Genomic DNA, 22,291 nt, shown 5'->3' on the forward strand with positions numbered 1-22,291 from the left:
TTTAGAAATTTTACTTTATATTCCTGTATCTTAAGTTCATTTAATTAATTTCTGGGTTTTAACTCTTTAATTTTAAAAATTACAGGAAATTTACAGAAAGTTTACAGAAAGATTATAGAAAGTTTACAGAAAGATTATAGAAAGTTTACAGAAAGATTATAGAAAGTTTACAGAAAGATTATAGAAAGTTTACAGAAAGATTATAGAAAGTTTACAGAAAGATTATAGAAAGTTTACAGAAAGATTATAGAAAGTTTACAGAAAGATTATAGAAAGTTTACAGAAATTAGTAAAGAATCTATAGTTAGAAATAGAATGTCCTATAAAAAGAATGTAGTATTTGGTGGGAAATAACGGAAGGTGGGAAAAGACGCTAAAATTGTCCGGCTCTTGATGTTTTTCCAGCCATCTAAAGTGAACTTTGAACAAATTTATTTCAAGCATTATTTTTTCAAACGGACAAAAAGTAGAGGGGAATCGTATTAAAAGTGAGATAAAGGGAGAAAATGTCAATGCTAAAAATAGAAGATCTGACTGTAGAGGTAAACGGAAAACTTTTGCTTCATGACGTTAACCTCGAAGTCAAAAAAGGATATACTAATGTGCTTTTTGGGCCAAACGGAGCCGGAAAGTCAGCTCTGATGAGAACAATCATGGGTTTCAGTGAGTACAGAGTTGTGAAAGGTAGAATTCTGTTTAACGGGACAGATATTACCGGGCTGCCAGTAGATGAACGAGCCAGACTCGGACTTGGAATTATGATGCAACGCCCTCCAGATATGTCCGGAATTAAACTGAAGGACCTTGTAAAGGTACTATCGAAAGAAACTAAAGATCCAGAGACTCTTGCCAAGAATCTAGATATGAAACGCTTTATGGACAGGGATGTGAATGTGGGCTTTTCGGGAGGAGAAATTAAACGTTCAGAACTTCTGCAGCTTGCAGCCCAAAATCCGAGCCTTTACCTACTTGACGAACCTGAATCAGGAGTGGACCTCGTAAGCATAGAACAGGTAGGAATGACAATTAAGGGACTGCTTGAAGAAGGGCTGAGTTGCCCTGGCGAGAGTTGCGAGAAAGGTAAATCTGCCCTCATAATCACCCACACAGGCCAGATTCTTGATTATGTAAACGCAGATAGGGGATACATCCTTTGCAATGGAACGGTTATGTGTTCAGGAAACCCCCTGAAGATGCTGGAAGAAATAAAGAGTAGAGGGTATGAGGAGTGTATAAAATGCAGACTGATGAAGTGAACCTGAAAAAGCGCGCTGAAAGCGCAGTCGAGAAAAAAGCAGCCTTTGGAAAAGATATAGAGCTGGAAAAATTTGAGGAAGGTTCCAGAGTTAGCAGGCCTATAGAAGACCTCCAGACCCTTGACGAAGAAAGCAAAAGAACACTTCTTCAGGTAGGAGTAGTACCCAGTGAAGAAGGTCGATCAGGCAGTCTGCTGGTGCTTGATAATGCAGTATCGCATTCTTCCCTGAAAGACAAAAATGTAGAACTTATGTCTACCCAAAAAGCCCTGGAAAAATACGAATGGCTTAAAGATTACTCCTGGAAACTTGTATCTGTTGATACTGATAAATATACGGCAAAAACTTACCTTGAAAATGCGGATGGATACTTTATCCGGGTGCCTGCTGGAAAGAAATCGTCCTTGCCAGTTCAGACATGCCTTTTGCTTGGTAGAGATAAAGTTTTCCAGACCGTACATAACATTGTGATAGTCGAAGAAGGCGCCAGCCTTGACATAATTACAGGTTGTACGGCTAAAAAGGGAGTGGAAGAAGGTTTGCACCTGGGAATTTCTGAGATGTACGTAAAAAAAGGAGCTACCCTGAACTTCACAATGATTCACAACTGGGCTGAGCAGATAGGGGTCAGGCCAAGGACAGTGATTAAAGTCGAGGAAGGAGGAACCTACGTAAGCAACTACATCTGCCTGAAACCTGTCCGTTCTGTGCAGACATATCCGACTGTCAAACTTGAGGGAGAAGGAGCAGTGACCAGACTGAATACTATAGCTATTGCCCATTCCGGTTCCGAACTGGATCTAGGAAGCAGGGCGATATTCAATGCACCTGGCACGAAAGCTGAGCTTATATCAAGGACAATTACAATCGGCGGAAGAATAGTTGCAAGAGGAGAAATGATAGGCAATGCAAAGGGAGCAAAAGGACACCTTGAATGCAAAGGACTTGTCCTTACCGACAAAGGAAGCCAGCTTGCAATCCCAATCCTTGAAGCAAACGTAGATGATGTAGAACTTACTCACGAGGCAGCCGTTGGAAAAATTGCTAAAGACCAGGTGGAATACCTTATGGCAAGAGGCCTAACCGAAGATGAAGCTGTAGGCATGATTGTGCGTGGGTTCCTGGATGTTGGAATAAGGGGAATTCCGGAGGAACTGAAAAATGAAATCGAAAATACGATTTCACAGACAGCCTTTGGAATGTAACTCTAAACGAATGTACCCTGAATAGAATATAGGATATATCCAATTTAAAAAAGAGGCCATAGATATAATTTAAAAAAGAAGGCTTGAAAAAATAGTCTCAGTTAACGTCAAACAAGAGTATAGAAAAGAACTGAAGAATAAAGCTTCTTCAGACCAGAATATTCCGGAACTTAGCGTGTGAAGCCGGCAGGGGGAAAATTGGGTGTATAAAACCGGCAGGGAAAAGGAGAAACCTGCCGGTCCTTTATTGAATGTTTGTGGATTTTAATGAGCTAAATATAAGAAGAATAGGGTTTTCCTATGAAAAAGAAAGCCTTAAAGTTTAATCTGCTCATTAAACCTCAGTTCACAAATTAAGAAGGAAGTATAAAAATGTTTACGTAAAGGCCGTGAATGATTAAGATAATAGAAGTTATCAGATAAACATCTCATTTTTTGAAGACATAAAGAAGGGACTTTACTTGCACTCTACTTCAATTTCACACTATTTTAATTGTACTCCACTTTTTGGTCGTCTATCATTTGTTGACTGATATTATTCCTAAATAATGAAATAAAGCTTTTTGATTTCACTTTTCCAGCCATTTTGTCTTTTCATAAAACTATCGCAATGTAAGTTAATAAATGCAAGCGGAATTAGTGTTTAACTTATGTCATCAAAACATCAATCGTATATTAGTGAACAACCCCTCAATTGATAATCAGAGTATTTTAGGTAAATTTAAGAAGACCTCTGTTTCCATTCCTCTAGATCTAGTTGCCTTAATTGATGCTCAGCCAATGAAACAATCCCAGGTTGTGGTTGAATCTCTTAGATTCTACTTCTCAGATGCCAGGATTAAATTGGCAGAATACCAGCGGAGTATTTCAGAGTATGAAAAGAATTAAGATCGAAAAAAGTCGGATTATCTCTTGTAACAAAAAGATGAAAAAATACTCCAATTAGAAGAAGCTGCGAATCAGAAAGAGGCTGAACTTGAAGATAAATCAAAGAAAAAGAGTAAATGGAAATTTTGGAAAAAATAAATAGCAATGAGATTCTCAGTAATTAAAGCAACACACTGTGTTATGTATATATACATCATATACCCATTATATATATGTGGTATCTATGGTACAAGCTAAAATAAATATCAGCTCGCATTCTAACCAGTTATTGAACATTGTAAAAGCTAAGTACAATTTAAAAGATAAGAGCGCAGCTATCGACTTAGTTATGTCTCAGTATGAAGAAAAAGTTCTTGAACCTGGATTTAGTCCAGAATATATCGATAGATTAGACAAAATAAAGAAAGGAAAGCATATATTTGTAGGCAGTATAGATAATTTTGATGAAATCATAGATGACGCTGTTGATGATAAAGATGACTGATGCCTACGATTTAATTTTTAGCGATGCATTTATAAGTTCAGTCAAAAGAATTCAGAAAAAAGATAAAAAGTTATATGAGAGCATTAAGCGCAAGACGAGTGAAATAGTTAATAATCCCCATAGATATAAAAATCTAAGATATGATATGAGCGGCTTAAGCCGTGTTCATATTGGGCATTTTGTCTTGTCTTTTTCGATTGACGAAGAAACGAAAACCGTTACTTTAGAAGATTTCGAGCATCACGATAACGCATACTGATATATGTCTTTAATCCCGAGATCTCTCCCTATTTTCTCCCTACTTTTATCCTTAGAAGAGAAATCGAAGAAAAAGAGTAAATGAAAAATCTTGGAAAAAATAAAAACTGTGTATTCTCCTAGCTATGAATACCCTAAACAAGCCTATGAAAGGGACCCGGAAGTTTTGCATCTGTATGTTAAAGACATAAGAATTCTAACCCCTAAGTCAGGCAAGGGCATGATAACTTAATAAGTATGAGGCATTACCAAGGACTTGTGTTTTCTGATGATGAACTACGGGATATTAAGAAAAAGTCGACTGCATGGGGAATAGTAAAATAAAACAGCAAACCGCAAAAATAAACAAATTTTATCTCAAATCTATGCATAAATTGGAGTTAGCTTAATAACCTAAAAAGCGAAATAATTTTAGGATAGAATAAACTCAAGTACAGTCTCAAACATTAAATTCAAGTATTGAAACCTCTAAATGAGTAATAGATGAGCAATCTTACCCCGATTTACCAAAAAAGTATAAGAGATTTGAAATCCCTCCTTATAGAGTTTTTCAAAGAAGAAAACGTTATTGTAATACTTTTTGGTTCGCGAGCAAGAGGGGATTATAGTAGAGTTTCGGACATAGACATTGGAATTCTTCCAAAAAATAGATTGGACAGGAAAAAACTGGTCTTATTGAAAGAAAAGATTGATAATCTTAATTTTCCCTATACTGTTGATGTGGTAGATCTTTCCAAAGTCTCGGAAGTTTTTAGAGAAAAGGCACTTAGAGAGGGTATTGTTTGGAAAAGTTAAGGCTTAGATCTGAAACTGCAATGAAAGCATTGAGAACTTTAGAAGAAATTGTTGATGAACCCTATTCAACAATAGTAAGAGATGCCTCAATTAAAAGATTTGAGTACTCATTTGATATTTTCTGGAAAGTTATAAAAGATTATCTTCGAATTAAGGAAGGCATTGAGTGTGCTTCACCTAAGTCTTGCTTTAGAGAAGCATTTAAAGTAGGTATACTTTCTGAGGAAGAAACTGTAAAAGTTCTTGAAATGACTGACGATAGAAATCTCAGTACTCATACTTATGATGAAGAAACTATAGAAGAAATCTACCAACAAGTCAGAGATTACTGGGAGCTGATGGACAATATTTGCAAGCGAATTGAATCTTCAAAAAATCACTAACAAACACATGAAGTATATTAAAATTATAAAGCTCATAGGTTTTTACACAAAATACGCAGGTTTTACTATAAAACCTGTGCATAAAAGACAAAGTTAATTTTACAGAAATTATACAACATTACCATTGATTATTTTAATTAATAATATTATTAATTAAAATAATCAATTAATAATCTCTTTTTTTCTCTTTTTTCGGAGTTTTTCCATTTCCCCCATTTTGGTTTCTATCATTAGTACATATTTATATATATATATTTATAGATATGTTTTATATATAAATTCCTGACAACGGTATAAGCAGGGCAATATGACTATCACAATAGAGGGTGAGGCGTTCCCTCTAGAGGTTATAAACGCTAATGGGGGAGGGGGCGACAAAGAGGATAAAGGGTTTGGAGCCAGCGGTCAGATTCCGTATCCTCCAGATGACCCAAGCACTTCAACCGGTCCGGCAGTTCAGATCTATGATCCAGTAACAAAATCTTATTCTGATTATAAGGGGAAGTAAAAACGGTTAAGTTGGGGTGGAGAAAACCATTCAACAAAACAATGCAGGGACACTTTTTAGTCTCTTTGTAGTCTCTTTGAGAATGCTTTTAGTTTTCTGCCGGTCTGTAAGGTTAAAAACACACTAAAAAGGCAGTACTTCCTATTTTTGACCGGTGAGTACAGTACTTGGCATTGTATATATACTGCGGCAATAATATTACAGTACTGTAGTGCTTTAGAGGGATTGGAATGATAGACTTTGCCTGTAAAGAGTTCAAAATTGAAGATGTGATCAAGTGTGCCCTTAACCTTACAAAGGCTGACCTTAAGGTTATGAAGTACTTTTTGAATGAAAAAGAACAATGGGTTGACACTGAGTTTCTTTCAAAAATCTTGAAGCTGGATATTTCAACAATCCAACGTTCCGTCAAAAAGCTGCATGAAAAAGAAATTCTGCAAAGGTCGCAGCAGAACCTGGACGGAGGCGGTTATGTTTTCAAGTATAAGGTCAACTCAAGGGCTAAAATAAAAAATATCATAATGAATGTAGTGAACTCCTGGGCTGACCGGCTTGGGCAGGAACTTGACAAATGGGAAAATGGAGGCTAATTCACTTTGCTCAAAATAACACCTTACCTGGGAATTATAGTTCTTATCGTTTCCATAGGAGGGCTCTGGTACCCTGTACTTGGGTACTTCATGCTGCTGATTTTTGCAGCAATCTTCTTAATTAGTCCTTTCAGAGGTAGATGGTTCTGCGGAAACCTCTGTCCCAGGGGAAGCTTTGTTGATTTCTGGATCAGCAAAATATCAAGGAAAAATAAGATACCTGCCACTCTGCGCTCCCTGTGGATTCGTATACCGATATTTTTCCTGTTAATGGGATTTATGGGATACAGGATAGTAAACACCATCGGAGGCCTCAATACCTTTGAGAAAATCGGCATGATTTTTGTAACTATGTGCCTGGTGACAACTGCAATCGCAACCCTTCTGGGCAGTTATCTGAGCCCGAGAACCTGGTGTTCCTTCTGTCCTATGGGAACAGCTCAACGCCTGCTTGGTGGTAAAAAGTATCCTCTTAAACTAGAAAAGGAAAAATGTATTAATTGCAAGAAATGTGAAAAAATCTGTCCGATGCAACTCAAAATCCGTCAGGAAGATTCAAAGCCTGATTGTATTAAATGTGGGCGCTGTGTGGATGCCTGTCCTAAAGATGCCCTAAAATTTTGAATTTTTATTATCGTTAACTTACGTTGTCTATTAACTTACGTTGTCTATTAACTTATGTTGTCTATTAACTTACGCTGTCTATTAACTTATGTTGTCTATTGACTTGTATTGTCTAGTGATTTCTATCACTTATCGTTATTACTTATCTGTATGATAAAAATGAAATGGATCTGGCCCAACATAAGAAGTATTATTATTCATCACTTATATAGTAAAATACAGGGGAGCCGGAAAGCACTTCCGAAATTTGACTTTGTATTACAAGATGTGCATACTGGAAGGTACCTACAAATTAGTTAAATCAGGAGAGAAAAAGGAGAAAAAACATGACAAGCCGTGTACCGGAACTTTCGGAAATCCAGAAAAAAGAAATCTCCGAACTCTTTGGGGAATATGTCAATCTTGACAAACGGGAATGCCACTACTATAATCACGATATGGGAGCTTTACCTCCACTTGTTAAGAAAGTAATTGGAAATACCGATCCTGCAGCTGTTGTAAAAATTCGGACCGAGGAGGACGCAGTAAAGCTCCTTAAGTTTGCAAATAGGCACAAGATTCCGGTTGTACCCCGCGCAGGAGCCTCTTCAGGGTACGGAGGAGTAATCCCGACAAAGGGAGGAATAGTTGCCGATGTTACACCGCTGAATAAGATCATAAGTATCAACCCCGAAGGGCAGACAGTGGTTGTTCAGAGCGGTATGATCTGGGAAAAGTTGGAGAGGAAACTAAAGGAAAACGGGCTTTCGGTAAGAGCAATTCCTTCAAGTGCTCCTTCTTCGACAGTTGGGGGCTGGCTGGCTCAGAGCGGAGCAGGTTACGGAAGTTATGAGTTTGGCTGGGGCTACGAGAGCATGGAAAAGGCCAGAGTTGTGCTTCCCACAGGGGAAATTCGGGAGTTTTCAGGCCCTGAACTGAAAAAATTAGTCGGGACAATGGGAACCATAGGCATCGTTACCGAGATAACCCTGAAAGTCCAGAAATTTGAAGAGAGAAAAGCGGTTTCTGCCAGTTTTCCAAGCGCTTCAGCTCTGAAAAAAGCGGTAGAAGATATAAGAAGAAAGAATATTCCTCTCTGGTCGATTTCTTTCCTGAACCCCGAATGGGCGGATATGAAGAACAAAGCACCCAGAAAACTCCACTACGGAGAAATTGTGGATAAAGACAGGCCCATGCTGCCAGTCTCTTACGTTTCAACTTTTATGTACCCTGCTTCCAGGGACGTCTCAGGCCTGAAAGAAGCAATCGAAAATGCAGGTGGAAAAATCCTCCCGGAAGAGATTGCAAAATACGAGACCGATGAATGGTTTAAGTCCATGAAAGTAAAGAGGCTAGGTCCTTCGTTTATCCCTGCGGAAATCCTGGTGCCGCTTGAGAAAATGGACAAAACTTTTGAAGAAATCGGGAAGAAAATAAAATTGCCTGTACTTACCGAAGGCATGGTTATAAATGATGGGTATGTGGTTCTCCTCTGTTTCATGCGCCACTCGGAGCGCTCCTTGCTCTTTAATACAGCCTTTGCTCTTTCCCTGAGCATTTTAAAAATTGCAGAGGAAAACGGCGGAAGGGCTTATTCCTCAGGGCTTTTCTTCGCTTCAAAGAAAAAAAGTGTCTTTGGAGAAAGGCTTGCTGAAATCGAGTCTCTGAGAACGGAAATTGATCCTGACGGGGTTATGAACCCTGAAACCCTGGAAGGAAAAGGACTCCTGAACACTGCCGTATCAGTGGGCTCTTCCTTTGAACCTCTTGGCAGGATAGCCGGAAACATGTCAGGAATTGGCAAGGTCTCCTTCAAAGACGAAAAGGAAATCCCCGCAGAAGTCGCAGAACTTGCCTACTCCTGCTCCCAGTGTGGTTACTGTGTGAGCGAGTGCGACCAGTACTATGGCAGGGGTTGGGAGTCACAGTCACCTCGTGGGAAATGGTTTTTCATCAAAGAATACCTGGCAGGTCGGGAAAAGCTGGACCAGAGACAGACAAATACTTTCCTCGGCTGCACTACCTGCCAGATGTGTGACTCTCGCTGTGAGCTTGATATGCCAATTGAACATGCCTGGATGACCATGCGTGGAAAACTGGTTGAAGAAAAGAAAAAGATGACCTTCCCTCCCTTTGAGATCATGGCTGCGAGCCTCCTTAAAGAGAGGAATATCTGGGCAAATTACAGAAAAGACCGCGATAAATGGATTCCGGAGGATATCAGGGCAAAAATTAAGGATAAAGCTGAATACGCCTATTTTGCAGGCTGCACAGCCTCTTTTGTTGAAAATGACGTAGCTATAGGTGCTGTCCGCATGCTTGATGATGCAGGAGTAGAGTTTACAAGTCTTTTAGACAAGGAAGCCTGCTGTGGAATTCCTATGCTTGTTGCCGGAAGATGGGATGTTTTTGAAAAAATAATGAGAATGAATGTCTCTAATATGAAAAAGAAAGGTGTAAAAACCGTAATCACTTCCTGCCCTGCATGCTGGCTGATGTGGCATACGGTCTATCCCCAGTGGGCGAAAAAGCTGGGAATTGAGTACGGGCTTGAGACAAAGCACTACTCTGAAGTACTTGTTGATCGCCTCGATGTCCTCAAGCCAAAGTTCAAACAGCCTCTCGATAAAGTTGTAGCCTGGCATGATTCCTGCCACCTTGGCAGGGCAGGAGGCGAAATATATGAGCCTCCCAGAGAACTGCTTAAAGCTATACCAGGAATAAAGTTCAGAGAACTTGAATACAACCGGGAAAGAGCTCACTGCTGCGGTTCGGTTGTGAGCCTTATAGCCGAACCGCCGGTTGCATACAAACTGGGAGATATTAGACTCCAGGAAGCCCTTGATGTCAAAGCCGACATTATTGCAGCACTTTGTCCGTGCTGTATATTCCAGTTCCGCGTGGCAGCACAGGAAAATAACCTTAATATCCAGGCTCAGGATCTGGGAGCTCTTGTAGGCAGAAGTCTTGGATATAACATCCCTGACTCAACCTCCTATACTCTAGAATCGTGGGTTCCATTTGAAAAAATGATCTCCCTTATGCAGCCTGAGAATATGACTGATCTGATGGTTGAACTCATGCCTCAAATGATGGCTGCTATGCCAGCACCGCTTCAGACGATGATGAAGATGGTCAAATACGCGCCTGGTATGGACGCCATAATGAAACCTATGATGCCGGTTATGATGCCCAGGCTCATGCCGCTGGTTATGCCGAAAGTTATGCCTGACATGCTCAAAGCTGTAGAAAAGAGAGTTCCCATGCCTGATTACATGAGGGAGCAGCTCCCTGACCTCATGCCGAAGGCTATGGATAACTTGATGCCGAATATGCTTCCCGAGCTTATTCCATTACTTACTCCACGCATGATTGAGTATATAAAAACGCATTAATTATTGTTAAACGAAAACTTAATATCAATTAGTACGTGAGATCTCACTAATAATTAATATCTCACTAACAATTAATATCTCACTAACAATTAATATCTCACTAACAATTATATTAAAAGTTCATACATGAGATCTCACTAAAATTTTTATAGCTCTTAATATAGTTTATTGATTTTTAAATGAGTACATTATTGGATGAAAAAACACTAATCAGTGAGTTCATTCAAAAGTTAAGGATTGTAAACATATTTTTGAATTGAGATCATTAGTAAGTTAGATCATTAGTAAGTTAGATCATTAGTAAGTTAGATCACTAGTCAGTTGAGCGTCCCAATTTATTTGCATGTAAAAGCTCTGGAAACAGCTTCATCCATAGAACTGCAATGACTATCGAACCGATTCCGCCAAGTAACACAGCAGGTACAACTCCAAACAGGGAAGCTGTTAACCCTGATTCAAATTCACCAAGTTGATTAGATGTACCTATAAACATGGAATTTACGGCATTTACCCTGCCTCTCATATTATCCGGAGTTTTCAATTGTATCAATGTTAAACGGACAACTACACTTATCACATCAGATGCACCTAACAACACAAGTGACACAAGTGATAAAAGAAAAGAAGTTGATACGGCAAAAATTATTGTGAAAACTCCAAAAAGCATCACTGCGATAAACATTTTCAGACCTTCGTTTTTCTTTAAAGGCTGCTTTGCCAAAAAAGCAGACGTTATCAATGCACCTATGGCAGGTGCTGAACGTAATATTCCCAAACCTAAAGGCCCGATTTTTAAAATGTCACTGGCATAGACAGGCAGTAACGCTGTCGCACCACCGAATAATACTGCAAAAAGGTCAAGGGAAATTGCCCCAAGTATAGCAGGTTTGCTTCTGATGTAAGTTATTCCTCCGAATATTGAGTTTGTGGTTACTTGCTGTGAGTTTTGAGACTTCTCTATTATTGAAACGAAGAGAATAATCACACTTGTCACCAATGTTAATATGCCTGCTGCAGAGTACACAACTTGGGGACTTAATGCATAAAGAATTCCTCCAATAGCTGGGCCTATAATGAATGCAAGCTGAGATGTAGAGGCTGATAAAGCAGCTACCTCCGGAAAAACTTCCTTACTAACGACATTAGGCAGCAATGATTGCATTGGCGGGCTTTGAAAAGCATTGGCTGTACTTATGAAAAAGATAGTAACGAGAATTCCCTCTTCGGTAATTGATCCGATATGGCTTTCGTAAGCAAGCAGAAAAATCCCTATACTTTCTACAATTTGACTGAAACAAATTATCAACTTTCGATCATAGCGGTCAGCTGCATAACCGACTATAAGAGTAAACAGAAACATAGGTAAAAACTGAACTAATCCGATAAGTCCCAGATAGATAGGTTTCTGAGTAATTGAATAAATTTGCCACCCTACAGCAATGGTTAACATTTGAAAAGCAATTGAAGTTGATACACGGGCAGCTAATAAGATTACTAAGGATCTGTTATGTAATATCGGCGGAACTTTAAGCGAGAACATTAGATTGACTCCTTCTCTCGGCTACACCTTATTTTTTGTGAATTATAAAAAGGTGACGTGATAGCAGGTCCTGATAGGAAGTGAAAATTTACCCGGATTAAAGGTAACTGAAACCTTTACGTATCAAAACGATTGCGTTAGCTTATACCAAGTTGTTTACCCATAACTCGGGAAATACTATCCAAAGCCAGAAGGGTATGCAGTATTAGGCTAATAGGAGAATGACTGGGGATAATGTACGTTCTCAACAGAACGAACTTGGGTCTCCAGGTTAATGAATCCTGGAACAAGGAATGAGACAGGAATGAGACAGGAATGAGACAGGAATGAGACAGGAATGAGACAGGAATGAGACAGAAATAATACTGCTGGAATTTATCTATCTGTAAAAATAGTTCGGAGAAGGCATTAAAAGGTTCAGTAGGCTCCATTTTTCGGATTCAGGACCTGTGCTCCAGAGTAATTCTTATATAGAAGTGCTTGCATTAAGAATAGGAAAATACGCACAAAGGTAACGTGCTCAGGAATACAACTAATAAAAATCATAAAAATTCATATCATTGAAAGGAGATTAAAGCTTGGCAGCACAACCGATCTTTATTTTAAGGGAAGGCAGCAAGAGAACCCATGGTTCCGATGCCCAGCATAACAATATTATGGCCGCAAAGGCAGTTGCTGAAGCGGTAAGAACCACTCTTGGACCCAAGGGTATGGACAAGATGCTTGTAGACTCCATGGGTGATGTTGTTATCACCAACGACGGAGCAACAATCCTCAAAGAAATGGACATCGAGCACCCAGGTGCAAAGATGATCGTAGAAGTAGCCAAGACCCAGGATGCCGAAGTAGGTGACGGAACAACCACTGCAGCCGTACTTGCAGGGGAATTCCTGACAAAGGCAGAGGACCTTCTTGAAAGTGGAGTCCACCCAACAGTAATTGCAAGCGGCTACAGGCTTGCAGCAGATCAGGCTACAAAAACAATCGATACCATTACTATCAGTGCATCTCCCGAGGATACAGAAACCCTCGAAAAGATTGCAGCCACAGCCATAACAGGAAAGGGTGCAGAGGCTCAAAAGGAACATCTTTCCAGGCTTGCAGTGAAGGCCGTTACGGCAGTTGCTGAGAAAAGCGAAGATGGAAAGATCACTGTGGATATCGAAGATGTCAAGGTGGAAAAGAGACCCGGCGGAAGTATTAAAGATTCCGAAATTATTGAGGGTGTAATTGTTGACAAAGAGCGTGTCCACCCAGCCATGCCCGAAGTAGTGGAAAACGCAAAAGTTCTCCTCTTAAGCGTGCCCATAGAGCTCAAGAAGACCGAAACAAAAGCTGAAATAAAGATCACCACTCCTGACCAGATGCAGCTCTTCTTAGACCAGGAAGAAGCAATGCTTAGGGAAATCGTTGATAAGGTAATCAACACAGGCGCAAACGTTGTCTTCTGTCAGAAGGGAATTGATGACCTTGCCCAGTATTACCTGACAAAAGCAGGAATCTTTGGTATGCGCAGGGTGAAGAAGAGCGACATGGACAAACTTTCCCGCGCAACAGGTGCAAAAATTATCACCAGCCTCGATGAAATTGAGGAGTCCGACCTTGGTTATGCCGGTCTCGTGGAAGAAAAGGACGTTACAGGCTCAAGAATGACCTTCGTTACAGGCTGCAAGGACAGCAAGACAACCTCAATTCTTCTGCGCGGCGGAACCGAGCATGTCGTGGAAGGACTTGAAAGAGCCCTTGAAGATGCTCTCAGAGTAGTTGGTGTTGCTCTTGAAGACCAGAAGATTGTTGTAGGTGGCGGCTCCCCAGAAATTGAACTGTCCCTAAGGCTCAAGGAATATGCAGCAACCCTCAAAGGTAGGGAGCAGCTTGCTGTAATGAAATTCGCCGAGTCTCTTGAGATTATTCCCAGCACCCTTGCAGAAAATGCAGGGCTTGACCCGATCGATATGCTTGTGGAAATGCGCTCCCAGCACGAGAAAGGAAACAAGCGTGCCGGACTCAATGTTTACACTGGCAAGATCGAGGACATGTTCGAAAATAACGTTGTCGAACCTCTCAGGATTAAGACTCAGGCAATCAATGCAGCTACAGAAGCCGCAATTATGGTTCTCAGGATCGATGATGTGATTGCCTCATCCAGTGCAGCAGGTAAAGCAGGTCCGGGAATGGGTCCAGGCGGCGAAATGCCTGAAGATATGATGTAATAAAGATATAACGTAATATTTTAGTATAAATCCGGGATTGCCGGAAGTTTCCAGCTTCCCGGACTTTTTTTAATTCGAGATATTTGGGATAAACTCTCCATAAGTTATAATGAGTTGTATTCAGATCTCTTAGGAAATAATTCATAGCCAGAATTTCTAAAACCAAAAAAATCAAAAAAATTTAAAAATTTAAAATTTAAAAATGGCGTTTTTGAGTTATTTATACCGAATGTTGCTGAATTGCTAAAATGAATGGTTTAGTAAAAATTGTTATCTGGCTTCATAGCAGGAAATTTCCCTGGCGTCTACCCGGATTGGTTTCCCAAGCTCGCTTGAAATAACATTTCTTACCCTTGCCATACATCTACACTGAAGCTGGATACGGGCTGACACAGATTCTCGTTCTTCAACGTAGAAATCATTCGAATTGACGATGGAATGAACCGAAATCTGCTTCTGTACAACTTTTGCTATGAGACCCTGAGTCCCATCCATGAGATCCTGAAGGCTGGTAGATGTCAGGAGAACATTATCTCCTACATTGAGCCCGAGTACTCCTACGAAATTTTGAGGACTCCGAATCTCAAGAGTCCTTAGATGGTGTTTCTTCAGGACCTCGATAAGAGAATCAGCAATTCCTGTTAACGCGATGTACTCCATGGGATCACCCGTACATTGGGAACTCCTTTTTTACTTCTCCTTTCTGCTCCGCAGTCTGAACATCTTCAGCAAGCCTCTGAAGTTCGACCTCTATACGTTCGGCCTGCTCTATAAGCCGAACTGTGCTTATTGAAAGTCCATATAGCTCGTTTAAAACATCAATGACAGCAGAAGCAGCTCTTGGGTCAGGATTCTGAGTTCTGGTAGCACCAAGCAGGCTAAATGCAGGAATTCCACGCAGCAAACATTCAGCCATGACACTTCCAGAAATCCCGGAGATAGTTCCCATCTGGAAAACCTCTACCTTTTCCTTGATTCTGTTCAGCATTTCCTGAGTGGTGGCTGCCCCGAAGACCTTATGCCCCCCGTCCATAATGGCAATTCCTGCAATGGAAGCAATTTCTTTTACGTTAATAGACTCAGCCCAATCTACGAGAGCATTGCTAACATCGTAGGAAACAGTGTGACTGATAGGAATATCGGAAATTACAACAATCAAGTTATGTTCCACATTTTCATAAATCCTCACAGGCATATTTATAAGTCCCTCGTAAAGCACTGCAATCGAAGGGAAATACCTGGATTCGATAGAACCAATGTATTCCATTTTCAATTCTTCTATCATATGCTGACTTGCAATATTCCCCACAAGCCCGATTCCGGGAAAACCTTCAATCAAAATAGGATTTTTTGATTGCACAGGTTTAGTAATAATCTTCACGTCATTATTGTCATAATCTGTATTTGACAAGTAACCACCTCAGCGAAATACAACCCCTATCATTATATCTAAACTAATCCTAGATAAACAAGCTTCTCAGCAGTTCAGGTCTACGCTACTTCCTGAACTGCATAACATGAAATTTACAATTGATCCAGAGCTTTATCCACCATAACCCTCTTTTTGTTAAAAAGAGAATCTTTTTAATATATATGTTTTCTCCTGATAGGAAAACGTAACTTTAGTAAAAAATAACAAAAATTAGACTTTTTATCTCAGATAGAGAATATAATGGAGTCATAATTCTATAAAAGATACAAAGGAAAAAATGTAATAGATAGGAAAAGATTAAAAGAGTTTATGAAAAGAAACGATCGAACAGAATAAATAAAAAGATGTATTCGAGTACGGTAAAATAGTTCATAAAAAGAGACATCCAAACACTATGAGCTAATAGAAAGAAACACCCAAACTGTGAGCTAATAGAAAGAGACATCCAAACACAATGAGCTAATAGAAAGAAATCCGAACACAGGAGGAAAAACTCATGGAAAAACATATTCTCTATTTTGACAACGTAGGAGAGTCAAATACTGACGCTGTTATTGAGGCGGCAGCAAAAAGGGCGGCAGAACTTCAGATATCCCATATTGTGGTAGCAAGCACCAGCGGAAAAACCGCACTAAAAATGGCAGAGGCTGTAAAAGACAGTCATATAAAGGTTATTGGAATAAGCCACCAGTACGGGCAGGATAAGAAAGGCGAATGGGAAGTGGAAGAGGAATGCAAAAAGAAACTTGAAGAACTTGGGGCGGTAATAACCACTCAGTCCCATATATTCTCAGGAGTCGAACGTTCAATTACAAAGAAATTCGGCGGATTTTCCAGAGTAGAAGTAATTTCGGACGCTCTAAGATCTCTTTTTGGAAAAGGTTTTAAGGTAGCCATTGAGGTCGCAGTTATGGCAGCTGACTCAGGCCATATCCCGGTTTCCGACAACACAGAGATTATAGCAATAGGAGGCACAAGGCATGGTGCAGACGTAGCTCTGGTACTCAGGCCAGCCCACAGCGGAGATTTTTTCTCCCTTCAGGTTCGGGAGATTATTGCCATGCCACGAGTTAAAGAAGACTGAGGCAAGAAAAAGTAGAAAAAATCAGGTGAAATATAAAGAAAAACGTATGGGAAACGTAAATGGGAAACGTAAATAAGAAACGTAAATGAGAAACGTAAATGGGAAACGTAAACGAGAAACGTAAATGAGAAACGTAAATGGGAAACGTAAATGGGAAACGTAAATGGGAAACGTAAATGGGAAACATAAGTCCTTGATATTGGTGATTCAACTTTTCATTTAAGATTGATGAAGAAGCTCAGGTGATTTACTGGAATTATCCTGGCTTCTCACTATTCCCCAAAGATAGATATATCTGAGAGACATCTATAACGCCGGCATGTCAGCAATATTTGAAATTCTCGACAAGGACGCAGGTGGCAGGATAGGAAGACTCAGGACTCCCCATGGGACTGTTGAGACACCTACCGTTATGCCTGTGATTAATCCAAATATCCAGCTTATATCCCCGAAAGAAATGCGGAACTTCGGGGCAGAGATTTTGATTACTAATTCCTACATTATTTACCGCAAGGAAGAACTGAGAAGTATCGCCCTGGAAAAAGGGCTACATGAGCTCCTGGGTTTTGATGGACCAATTATGACGGATTCAGGTTCTTTCCAGCTTTCCGTATATGGGTCCGTCGAAGTTACGAATGAGGAAATTCTCGGGTTCCAGCAAAAGATAGGAAGTGACATTATTGTACCGCTGGACATCCCCACACCCCCTGATGTTCACTACCGACGGGCTGAAGAGGAACTTGCAATTACAGCCGAACGCCTGGAAGCGGCACGCAAGTTCATCCAGGGCGAGCAGCTTCTTGCAGGGCCAGTTCAGGGTTCGACATATCCTGAACTGAGGGAAAAAGCTGCTTCCCACCTGAAAGACCTTAATTTTGAGGTTTATCCTCTTGGAGCAGTTGTGCCTCTCATGGAGGCCTACCGTTATGCCGAACTTGTTGATGTGATTGCTGCGTCTAAAAAAAGTCTCTCTCCGGCTGCCCCTGTCCATCTTTTTGGAGCAGGCCACCCAATGATGTTTGCCCTTGCGGTAGCCATGGGCTGTGATCTTTTTGATTCGGCAGCTTATGCTCTTTACGCAAAAGACGGGCGTTATATTACTGTAAACGGGACTTACCATGTGGAGAAACTAAATTATCTTCCCTGTTCCTGTCCTGTCTGTTCAAAGTACACTGCAGATGAACTGAAAAAAGCCAATAACCGGGAAGAACTTCTTGGAAGGCATAACCTTTATGCAACTTTTGCCGAAATCCGGCTTATCAAACAATGCATAAAAGACGGAAAACTGCTTGAACTTGTAGAGCAGCGCTGCCGTTCTCACCCTAAACTTCTGGACGGGTTAAAAAAGCTTTATACTCATTCTTCCTGGCTTGAGCAACTTGATCCGGCTACAAAAGGTACTTTCTTCTATTGCGGGCCCGAGTCCTCTTTCCGTCCTGAGGTCCTGCGTTTTGGGAAACGACTTAATAGATTTAGCCTTCAAGGTTCGGTAATTATTAGAGCAAGTCCGATAAAAGGAGAGAAAGATTACGACCAGGTCCTTACTTTCAAAGCGCCTTTTGGAGCATTTCCAATTGAAATGGAAGAAGTGTATCCTTTCAATGCTGAAGTCCCAAAACTTCCGGATTACGAATCACTCAATACAGCTCTTTCAAACACTCTTAAACTGATCGACTTAAACCCAGAAGCTGAATTTACTTTTATCTGCGAAAAGGAGTTCAGACATCCTTTAATTGAAGAAATAAGCAAAAGAGCAAAACTGGTATACAGGGAAGACTGGAAAAAAGAACAAATTTCAGAGAGCTAATTAATAGCACTTCAGATTATATAGCACTTTAGATTATACAGCACTTCAGATTATACAGCACTTCAGATTATACAGCACTTTAGTTATACAGCACTTTAGATTTTGTAAGTTTTTCATACTTAAAGAATCAAAACTTGCCTCAAAAGAGATAAAAAGGAAACTTTTTTGAAGTGCAACCATTTATAAATTACCTGCAAAGAACCCTCTAAACAGGGAAAGAGCTGAGTTATAAAGTGAATATAGGGCTTTCAAGCTCATACAGAAACTTTTAAGCTCATACAGAGACTTTCAGCTCATACAGAGCTTTCGTACAAACTAGAAATATAGGTGAAATTATTGTCCCTTACAGCAAGAATCGGTGAACTGAGTCCTTATCTGCGGCTGTTGAGACCCGAACTCTACTACATGGACCTTACCCTACCTGCCTCAAGTGCAATCCTTGCTTCATACCTGGCTACCGGAGGACTTCCTGAGCTTCTCCCCTTCCTGATCGCGGTAATAGGTGGCTTTGCAGCCATTACAAGTTCATACGTTTTCAATGACTGCTGTGATATCGATATCGATACGATCAACCTGCCTGCTCGTCCCTTACCCTCTTCTAAAGTGTCAAAGAGTTCTGCACTCATTTATACTATATTTTTATTATTAATTGCGGGAGCAGCAGCGACTTACCTGAACCCTGAATCTCTTGTAACCCTTATTATTGCAGCTGCGGTTATCACAATATATTCAATCTTTGCAAAAAGGAATACTTTCCTCAGTTTTTTGCCAGTAGGTATTTCCTATGGACTTGTACCTGTTGGTGTCTGGCTCGCCTTTGACCCTGCAGGTCTCCTGAAAGGCAGTGACGGAGTAATTCTCCCTTTGCCGGCTATTTGCTTCGGGCTAATGATATGCGTTACGGACTGGGCTTTTACCCTTGGAGGAGTTTCCAGAGACGTGGAAGGGGACAGATTGAAAGGCGCTCCAACGATGCCAGTAACTTTTGGAATCCCCTTTACTGCCAGATTCGTTACGTTCTGGTGGATTGTCGGAGTTATCGCTTCACTAATCATAGGTTGGTCAGCCCATCTTGGACCTGTATACTTTGCAGGAGCCCTTACTTCAGGACTCTGGATGCTTACGCAGTGTCTTGATTTCATCAAACATCCTACTCCCGATAGAGGTGGCAAGCTCTTTCTTAATGGTTCAAACTACAGAGCGATTATGTTCGGGTCAATGATTTTTGACGTAATACTATGCATTTATGTAGGGAGTTATACCTCCATTCTCTGGTAAAACAGGTAGAGAAAAATGGATGCGGATATTATTGTAATAGGGGCATCTCCTGCAGGGCTAATGGCTGCAAGGAACGCCTGTGAGAAAGGAGCAGCGGTCCTTATACTGGAAAAAAAAGAAAAGATAGGATATCCTCCCCATCCTGCAAATTCTTTTTTCAAAGGAATGTTAGATAAATGCGGAGAAAAGGCAGACCCGTCTTATGTTGTGCATTATCTTAAAGGCATGAAGATTATTTCCCCATCAGGAAGAACAGTTGAGGTTGAAGCTCCAGGATACGCTATTGATAAAACGGCTTTCGACAGGTTTTATGCAGAGAAAGTAACGAAAACTGGCGTAGATCTTCGAACAGGAGTGAAAGTGCAGGATATCCGGAAGGAAGGAGATAAATTTACTGTTGACACATCTGCCGGAGTATTTACCTCAAAACTGGTTATTATTTCCGACGGTATAAATTCAAAAATGGCTTCCCTTGTGGGCCTGAAGACAATGAAGCATCCTGAAGATATTGCCTGGGGAATTGAACTGGATATCAGAAGTCCAGGACTCGGTAAACCAAAGATGTTTGAGTATTATATAGGAAATCATGCTCCAGGCTGGAAAACTACATATTCTCCAAGAGGAGGCGACAATGCCGCAATCGGAGCTTATGTACGCAGGTGTGGAACCGACGCAACGCCTTACCTTAACGCCTGGGTTGAAAATTTCAAAAAGCTTAAAGGGCTCGAAGAACTTGAAGTTGTAAGAAAACTTTCCGGAGGAGACCCTATAGTGACCCTTCCAAAGGAGTACATAGCAGATGGGATAATGGTTGTTGGCGGGGCTGCAGGTCAGTCGGGAATAGGCTATGCAATGAGGGCAGGCCAGATATGCGGAGATGTCGCTGCAAATGCCATAAGTAAAAGAGATGTCTCAAAATCCTCTCTCTTAGCATACCAAAAGAGCTGGAGAAAAGAGTTTCTGGCCGAACACTACCTGGGTCGAATAGGGCTTGAGACTCTCAGAAAAATGACGGATAGAGAAATTGATGAGATGACTAAGGTCTTTGAGAAGGAAGACCTCTCATTCATTCATGGAAGTTCAGTTGAGCAGTCTATGCAGGTTTTTGCGTTCATGCTGAAGAAAAAACCCTCTGCAATCTTAAAGTGCAGGGCGTTCCTCAGGAATAGATAAACTGAAATTTAATAATAGCAAAAGAGAACGAAATATGGACATTATCAAATGCCAGGTACAGGAACAATATGCAATACGATTTCTATAAAAGCCCTCTTTTTAGAGTTTATACTGAGATCGAAGACGGACGCATGAGGATGAAAACCAGCGGGGCTGCATCTATCCTTATTAGAAAAACTCTTGAGAAAAACCTCTCAATCTTTGAAGGTGAAAAGCCTGCAAAAGTCGAAGCCGACCGGCTCATATGCTCGACCTGGATGCCCCCGGTGCCAAGCAAGGGTTTTGACCGCCTGGTAAAAAGCCAGGTATTTTCTATACTGGGAAAAATGATTCCGGACCAGGTAACTATTTCTGTTACTGAAGAATGCCCTAATAACTGTATTCACTGCGCTCTACCTGACACGAAAAACCGGAAAAAGCTTACTCCCGAAATCGTAAAATCTACAATCGACCAGGTGCTCGAAATGGGTACAACCTTCTTGATCTTTGACGGAGGCGAGCCCCTGACCTACCCTGACCTGGAAGAATTGATAAGGTACGTAAACCCTGAAAAAGCGATTACAGGTATGTTCACCTCAGGAGTAGGGTTGACTGAAGAACGAGCCAGCAACCTGAAAGAATCTGGCCTTTATTCTCTAACAGTAAGTTTCGATAGTGCGTATGAAGATAAGCACGATCATGTAAGGGGTAGAAAAGGAGTTTTTAAAAGCGCGGTTGAAGCTGTCAAAAACGGAATTAAGGCAGGACTGCTTGTGAATATATATGTGGTACTTTCCAGGGACAATGTGAACGAGCTTGAAGAACTATATGCTCTTTCATCGGAACTTGGAGTCCATGAACTCTCCTTCTACGAAATAGTCCCTACGGGCAGGTGGATGGACCATGCATCTGAAATCATGACCCCAAAAGACATGAGAAAATTTGAGAATTTCGTGTCCGGAGCCAGGGAGAAAGAAGGCCCAAGAATATTTCCTATCCCTCAGGTCATGAAGACAACAGGCTGCATGGCAGGCCGGAAGTGGCTCCATATAACTCCGGAAGGAGATATTCTACCCTGTGCCTGTATCCCGATTCCTTATGGAAACGTCCATAGAGACAGGATAAAGGATGTCTGGAAAAAGATACGGGAAGATCCTGCATATAATGCAAAGTGCTGCCTTATGAGAAACCCCGAATTCAGGGAGAAGTACCTGAAGCTTTCAGAATAAATTGAGGGCGACTATTGAAAGTTTCGGAATAAAGTGTGAAGAAAGTTATAGTTCTGCTATTAGAATTCCTTTCTTAAACTAACAAAGTGATAGCTAACATAGCTTGAGCTGTCTGGAATATAGTCTAGAATATAATAGCAAAGTACAGAACAGCTAGTCAAACAAAAACAAAATGTACAACAATACAGGAT

Annotated in this window: 19 protein-coding genes; 16 read left to right on the top strand and 3 right to left on the bottom strand. The window is 40.7% G+C overall.

Translation table 11 applies throughout. From position 1 onward, the window contains the following. Positions 1-512 precede the first annotated feature (512 nt). The 10 genes from MSBR3_RS17680 to MSBR3_RS17730 all read left to right on the top strand — a co-directional run bounded on the left by MSBR3_RS17680 (position 513) and on the right by MSBR3_RS17730 (position 10,365). Complete coding sequence (locus tag MSBR3_RS17680) at positions 513-1,256, top strand: ABC transporter ATP-binding protein (RefSeq protein ID WP_048109525.1); 744 nt, start codon at positions 513-515, stop codon at positions 1,254-1,256. After that, positions 1,238-2,461 carry a SufB/SufD family protein gene (locus MSBR3_RS17685; protein WP_048109526.1) on the top strand — a complete coding sequence of 408 codons (1,224 nt, stop codon included), beginning with the start codon at positions 1,238-1,240 and terminating at the stop codon, positions 2,459-2,461. Before MSBR3_RS17680 ends, MSBR3_RS17685 begins: the two co-directional genes overlap by 19 nt. Before the next feature lie 1,111 nt (positions 2,462-3,572). After that, positions 3,573-3,833: a DUF2683 family protein gene (locus tag MSBR3_RS17695; RefSeq protein ID WP_048109530.1), complete on the top strand. Its 261-nt coding sequence runs from the start codon at positions 3,573-3,575 to the stop codon at positions 3,831-3,833. After that, positions 3,817-4,092 carry a type II toxin-antitoxin system RelE family toxin gene (locus MSBR3_RS17700; RefSeq protein WP_230627603.1) on the top strand — a complete coding sequence of 92 codons (276 nt, stop codon included), beginning with the start codon at positions 3,817-3,819 and terminating at the stop codon, positions 4,090-4,092. The genes MSBR3_RS17695 and MSBR3_RS17700 overlap by 17 nt, the downstream gene beginning before the upstream one ends. A gap of 482 nt (positions 4,093-4,574) precedes the next feature. Then, positions 4,575-4,886 (top strand): nucleotidyltransferase family protein, encoded by a 312-nt coding sequence (locus tag MSBR3_RS17705; RefSeq protein WP_048109532.1) that lies wholly within the window; start codon positions 4,575-4,577, stop codon positions 4,884-4,886. Continuing rightward, positions 4,874-5,269, top strand: a complete 396-nt coding sequence (locus MSBR3_RS17710) for an HI0074 family nucleotidyltransferase substrate-binding subunit (RefSeq protein ID WP_048109533.1) — start codon at positions 4,874-4,876, stop codon at positions 5,267-5,269. The genes MSBR3_RS17705 and MSBR3_RS17710 overlap by 13 nt, the downstream gene beginning before the upstream one ends. A 307-nt stretch (positions 5,270-5,576) precedes the next feature. Continuing rightward, the gene (locus MSBR3_RS17715) at positions 5,577-5,777 is read left to right on the top strand and encodes a hypothetical protein (protein WP_048109534.1); all 201 of its coding nucleotides are present in this window, start codon (positions 5,577-5,579) and stop codon (positions 5,775-5,777) included. Between the two features lie 230 nt (positions 5,778-6,007). Next, on the top strand, positions 6,008-6,367 hold the full coding sequence (locus MSBR3_RS17720) for a TrmB family transcriptional regulator (protein ID WP_048109535.1): 360 nt from the start codon (positions 6,008-6,010) through the stop codon (positions 6,365-6,367). A gap of 6 nt (positions 6,368-6,373) precedes the next feature. Next, positions 6,374-6,991: a 4Fe-4S binding protein gene (locus tag MSBR3_RS17725; protein ID WP_196296975.1), complete on the top strand. Its 618-nt coding sequence runs from the start codon at positions 6,374-6,376 to the stop codon at positions 6,989-6,991. Between the two features lie 326 nt (positions 6,992-7,317). Further along, on the top strand, positions 7,318-10,365 hold the full coding sequence (locus tag MSBR3_RS17730; protein ID WP_048109536.1) for an FAD-binding and (Fe-S)-binding domain-containing protein: 3,048 nt from the start codon (positions 7,318-7,320) through the stop codon (positions 10,363-10,365). 313 nt (positions 10,366-10,678) lie between these two features. Here the strand turns inward: MSBR3_RS17730 and MSBR3_RS17735 are convergent, their stop codons facing one another. Beyond that, positions 10,679-11,905, bottom strand: a complete 1,227-nt coding sequence (locus tag MSBR3_RS17735; RefSeq protein WP_048109537.1) for an MFS transporter — start codon at positions 11,903-11,905, stop codon at positions 10,679-10,681. A gap of 578 nt (positions 11,906-12,483) precedes the next feature. Here MSBR3_RS17735 and thsA point away from each other — a divergent pair. Continuing rightward, the gene (gene thsA, locus MSBR3_RS17740; RefSeq protein WP_048109539.1) at positions 12,484-14,118 is read left to right on the top strand and encodes a thermosome subunit alpha; all 1,635 of its coding nucleotides are present in this window, start codon (positions 12,484-12,486) and stop codon (positions 14,116-14,118) included. 270 nt (positions 14,119-14,388) lie between these two features. On the opposite strand, the gene MSBR3_RS17745 is transcribed toward thsA, so the two are convergent. Together MSBR3_RS17745 and MSBR3_RS17750 are read right to left on the bottom strand one after the other, a co-directional pair. Then, positions 14,389-14,778 carry a DUF473 domain-containing protein gene (locus MSBR3_RS17745; protein ID WP_048109540.1) on the bottom strand — a complete coding sequence of 130 codons (390 nt, stop codon included), beginning with the start codon at positions 14,776-14,778 and terminating at the stop codon, positions 14,389-14,391. Positions 14,779-14,782: 4 nt separating this feature from the next. Then, entirely contained in the window at positions 14,783-15,529 is a 747-nt protein-coding gene (locus MSBR3_RS17750) for a proteasome assembly chaperone family protein (protein WP_048109541.1), read from the bottom strand. Positions 15,530-16,046: 517 nt separating this feature from the next. On the opposite strand from MSBR3_RS17750, the gene MSBR3_RS17755 reads away from it, so the two are divergent. The 5 genes from MSBR3_RS17755 to MSBR3_RS17775 all read left to right on the top strand — a co-directional run bounded on the left by MSBR3_RS17755 (position 16,047) and on the right by MSBR3_RS17775 (position 22,100). Then, a complete protein-coding gene (locus tag MSBR3_RS17755; protein WP_048109543.1) occupies positions 16,047-16,634 on the top strand; it encodes a pyruvate kinase alpha/beta domain-containing protein in 588 nt (195 codons plus the stop codon). A gap of 319 nt (positions 16,635-16,953) precedes the next feature. Next, positions 16,954-18,441, top strand: coding sequence for a tRNA guanosine(15) transglycosylase TgtA (gene tgtA / locus MSBR3_RS17760; protein WP_048109545.1), 1,488 nt, complete (start codon positions 16,954-16,956; stop codon positions 18,439-18,441). A 336-nt stretch (positions 18,442-18,777) separates the two neighbouring features. Next, the gene (locus tag MSBR3_RS17765) at positions 18,778-19,719 is read left to right on the top strand and encodes a UbiA prenyltransferase family protein (protein WP_048109546.1); all 942 of its coding nucleotides are present in this window, start codon (positions 18,778-18,780) and stop codon (positions 19,717-19,719) included. A gap of 15 nt (positions 19,720-19,734) precedes the next feature. After that, positions 19,735-20,892: an NAD(P)/FAD-dependent oxidoreductase gene (locus MSBR3_RS17770; RefSeq protein ID WP_048109548.1), complete on the top strand. Its 1,158-nt coding sequence runs from the start codon at positions 19,735-19,737 to the stop codon at positions 20,890-20,892. A gap of 68 nt (positions 20,893-20,960) precedes the next feature. Continuing rightward, positions 20,961-22,100, top strand: a complete 1,140-nt coding sequence (locus MSBR3_RS17775; RefSeq protein ID WP_048109550.1) for a radical SAM/SPASM domain-containing protein — start codon at positions 20,961-20,963, stop codon at positions 22,098-22,100. Positions 22,101-22,291 lie beyond the last annotated feature (191 nt).

Source organism: Methanosarcina barkeri 3 (assembly GCF_000970305.1).
Classification (GTDB): Archaea; Halobacteriota; Methanosarcinia; order Methanosarcinales; family Methanosarcinaceae; genus Methanosarcina; species Methanosarcina barkeri_A.

Coding starts and splice junctions, on each gene's coding strand:
- MSBR3_RS17680 (WP_048109525.1), top strand. CDS start 513: ATGCTAAAAATAGAAGATCTGACTGTAGAGGTAAACGGAAAACTTTTG.
- MSBR3_RS17685 (WP_048109526.1), top strand. CDS start 1,238: ATGCAGACTGATGAAGTGAACCTGAAAAAGCGCGCTGAAAGCGCAGTC.
- MSBR3_RS17695 (WP_048109530.1), top strand. CDS start 3,573: ATGGTACAAGCTAAAATAAATATCAGCTCGCATTCTAACCAGTTATTG.
- MSBR3_RS17700 (WP_230627603.1), top strand. CDS start 3,817: ATGATAAAGATGACTGATGCCTACGATTTAATTTTTAGCGATGCATTT.
- MSBR3_RS17705 (WP_048109532.1), top strand. CDS start 4,575: ATGAGCAATCTTACCCCGATTTACCAAAAAAGTATAAGAGATTTGAAA.
- MSBR3_RS17715 (WP_048109534.1), top strand. CDS start 5,577: ATGACTATCACAATAGAGGGTGAGGCGTTCCCTCTAGAGGTTATAAAC.
- MSBR3_RS17720 (WP_048109535.1), top strand. CDS start 6,008: ATGATAGACTTTGCCTGTAAAGAGTTCAAAATTGAAGATGTGATCAAG.
- MSBR3_RS17730 (WP_048109536.1), top strand. CDS start 7,318: ATGACAAGCCGTGTACCGGAACTTTCGGAAATCCAGAAAAAAGAAATC.
- MSBR3_RS17735 (WP_048109537.1), bottom strand. CDS start 11,905: ATGTTCTCGCTTAAAGTTCCGCCGATATTACATAACAGATCCTTAGTA.
- MSBR3_RS17745 (WP_048109540.1), bottom strand. CDS start 14,778: ATGGAGTACATCGCGTTAACAGGAATTGCTGATTCTCTTATCGAGGTC.
- MSBR3_RS17755 (WP_048109543.1), top strand. CDS start 16,047: ATGGAAAAACATATTCTCTATTTTGACAACGTAGGAGAGTCAAATACT.
- tgtA (WP_048109545.1), top strand. CDS start 16,954: ATGTCAGCAATATTTGAAATTCTCGACAAGGACGCAGGTGGCAGGATA.
- MSBR3_RS17770 (WP_048109548.1), top strand. CDS start 19,735: ATGGATGCGGATATTATTGTAATAGGGGCATCTCCTGCAGGGCTAATG.
- MSBR3_RS17775 (WP_048109550.1), top strand. CDS start 20,961: ATGCAATACGATTTCTATAAAAGCCCTCTTTTTAGAGTTTATACTGAG.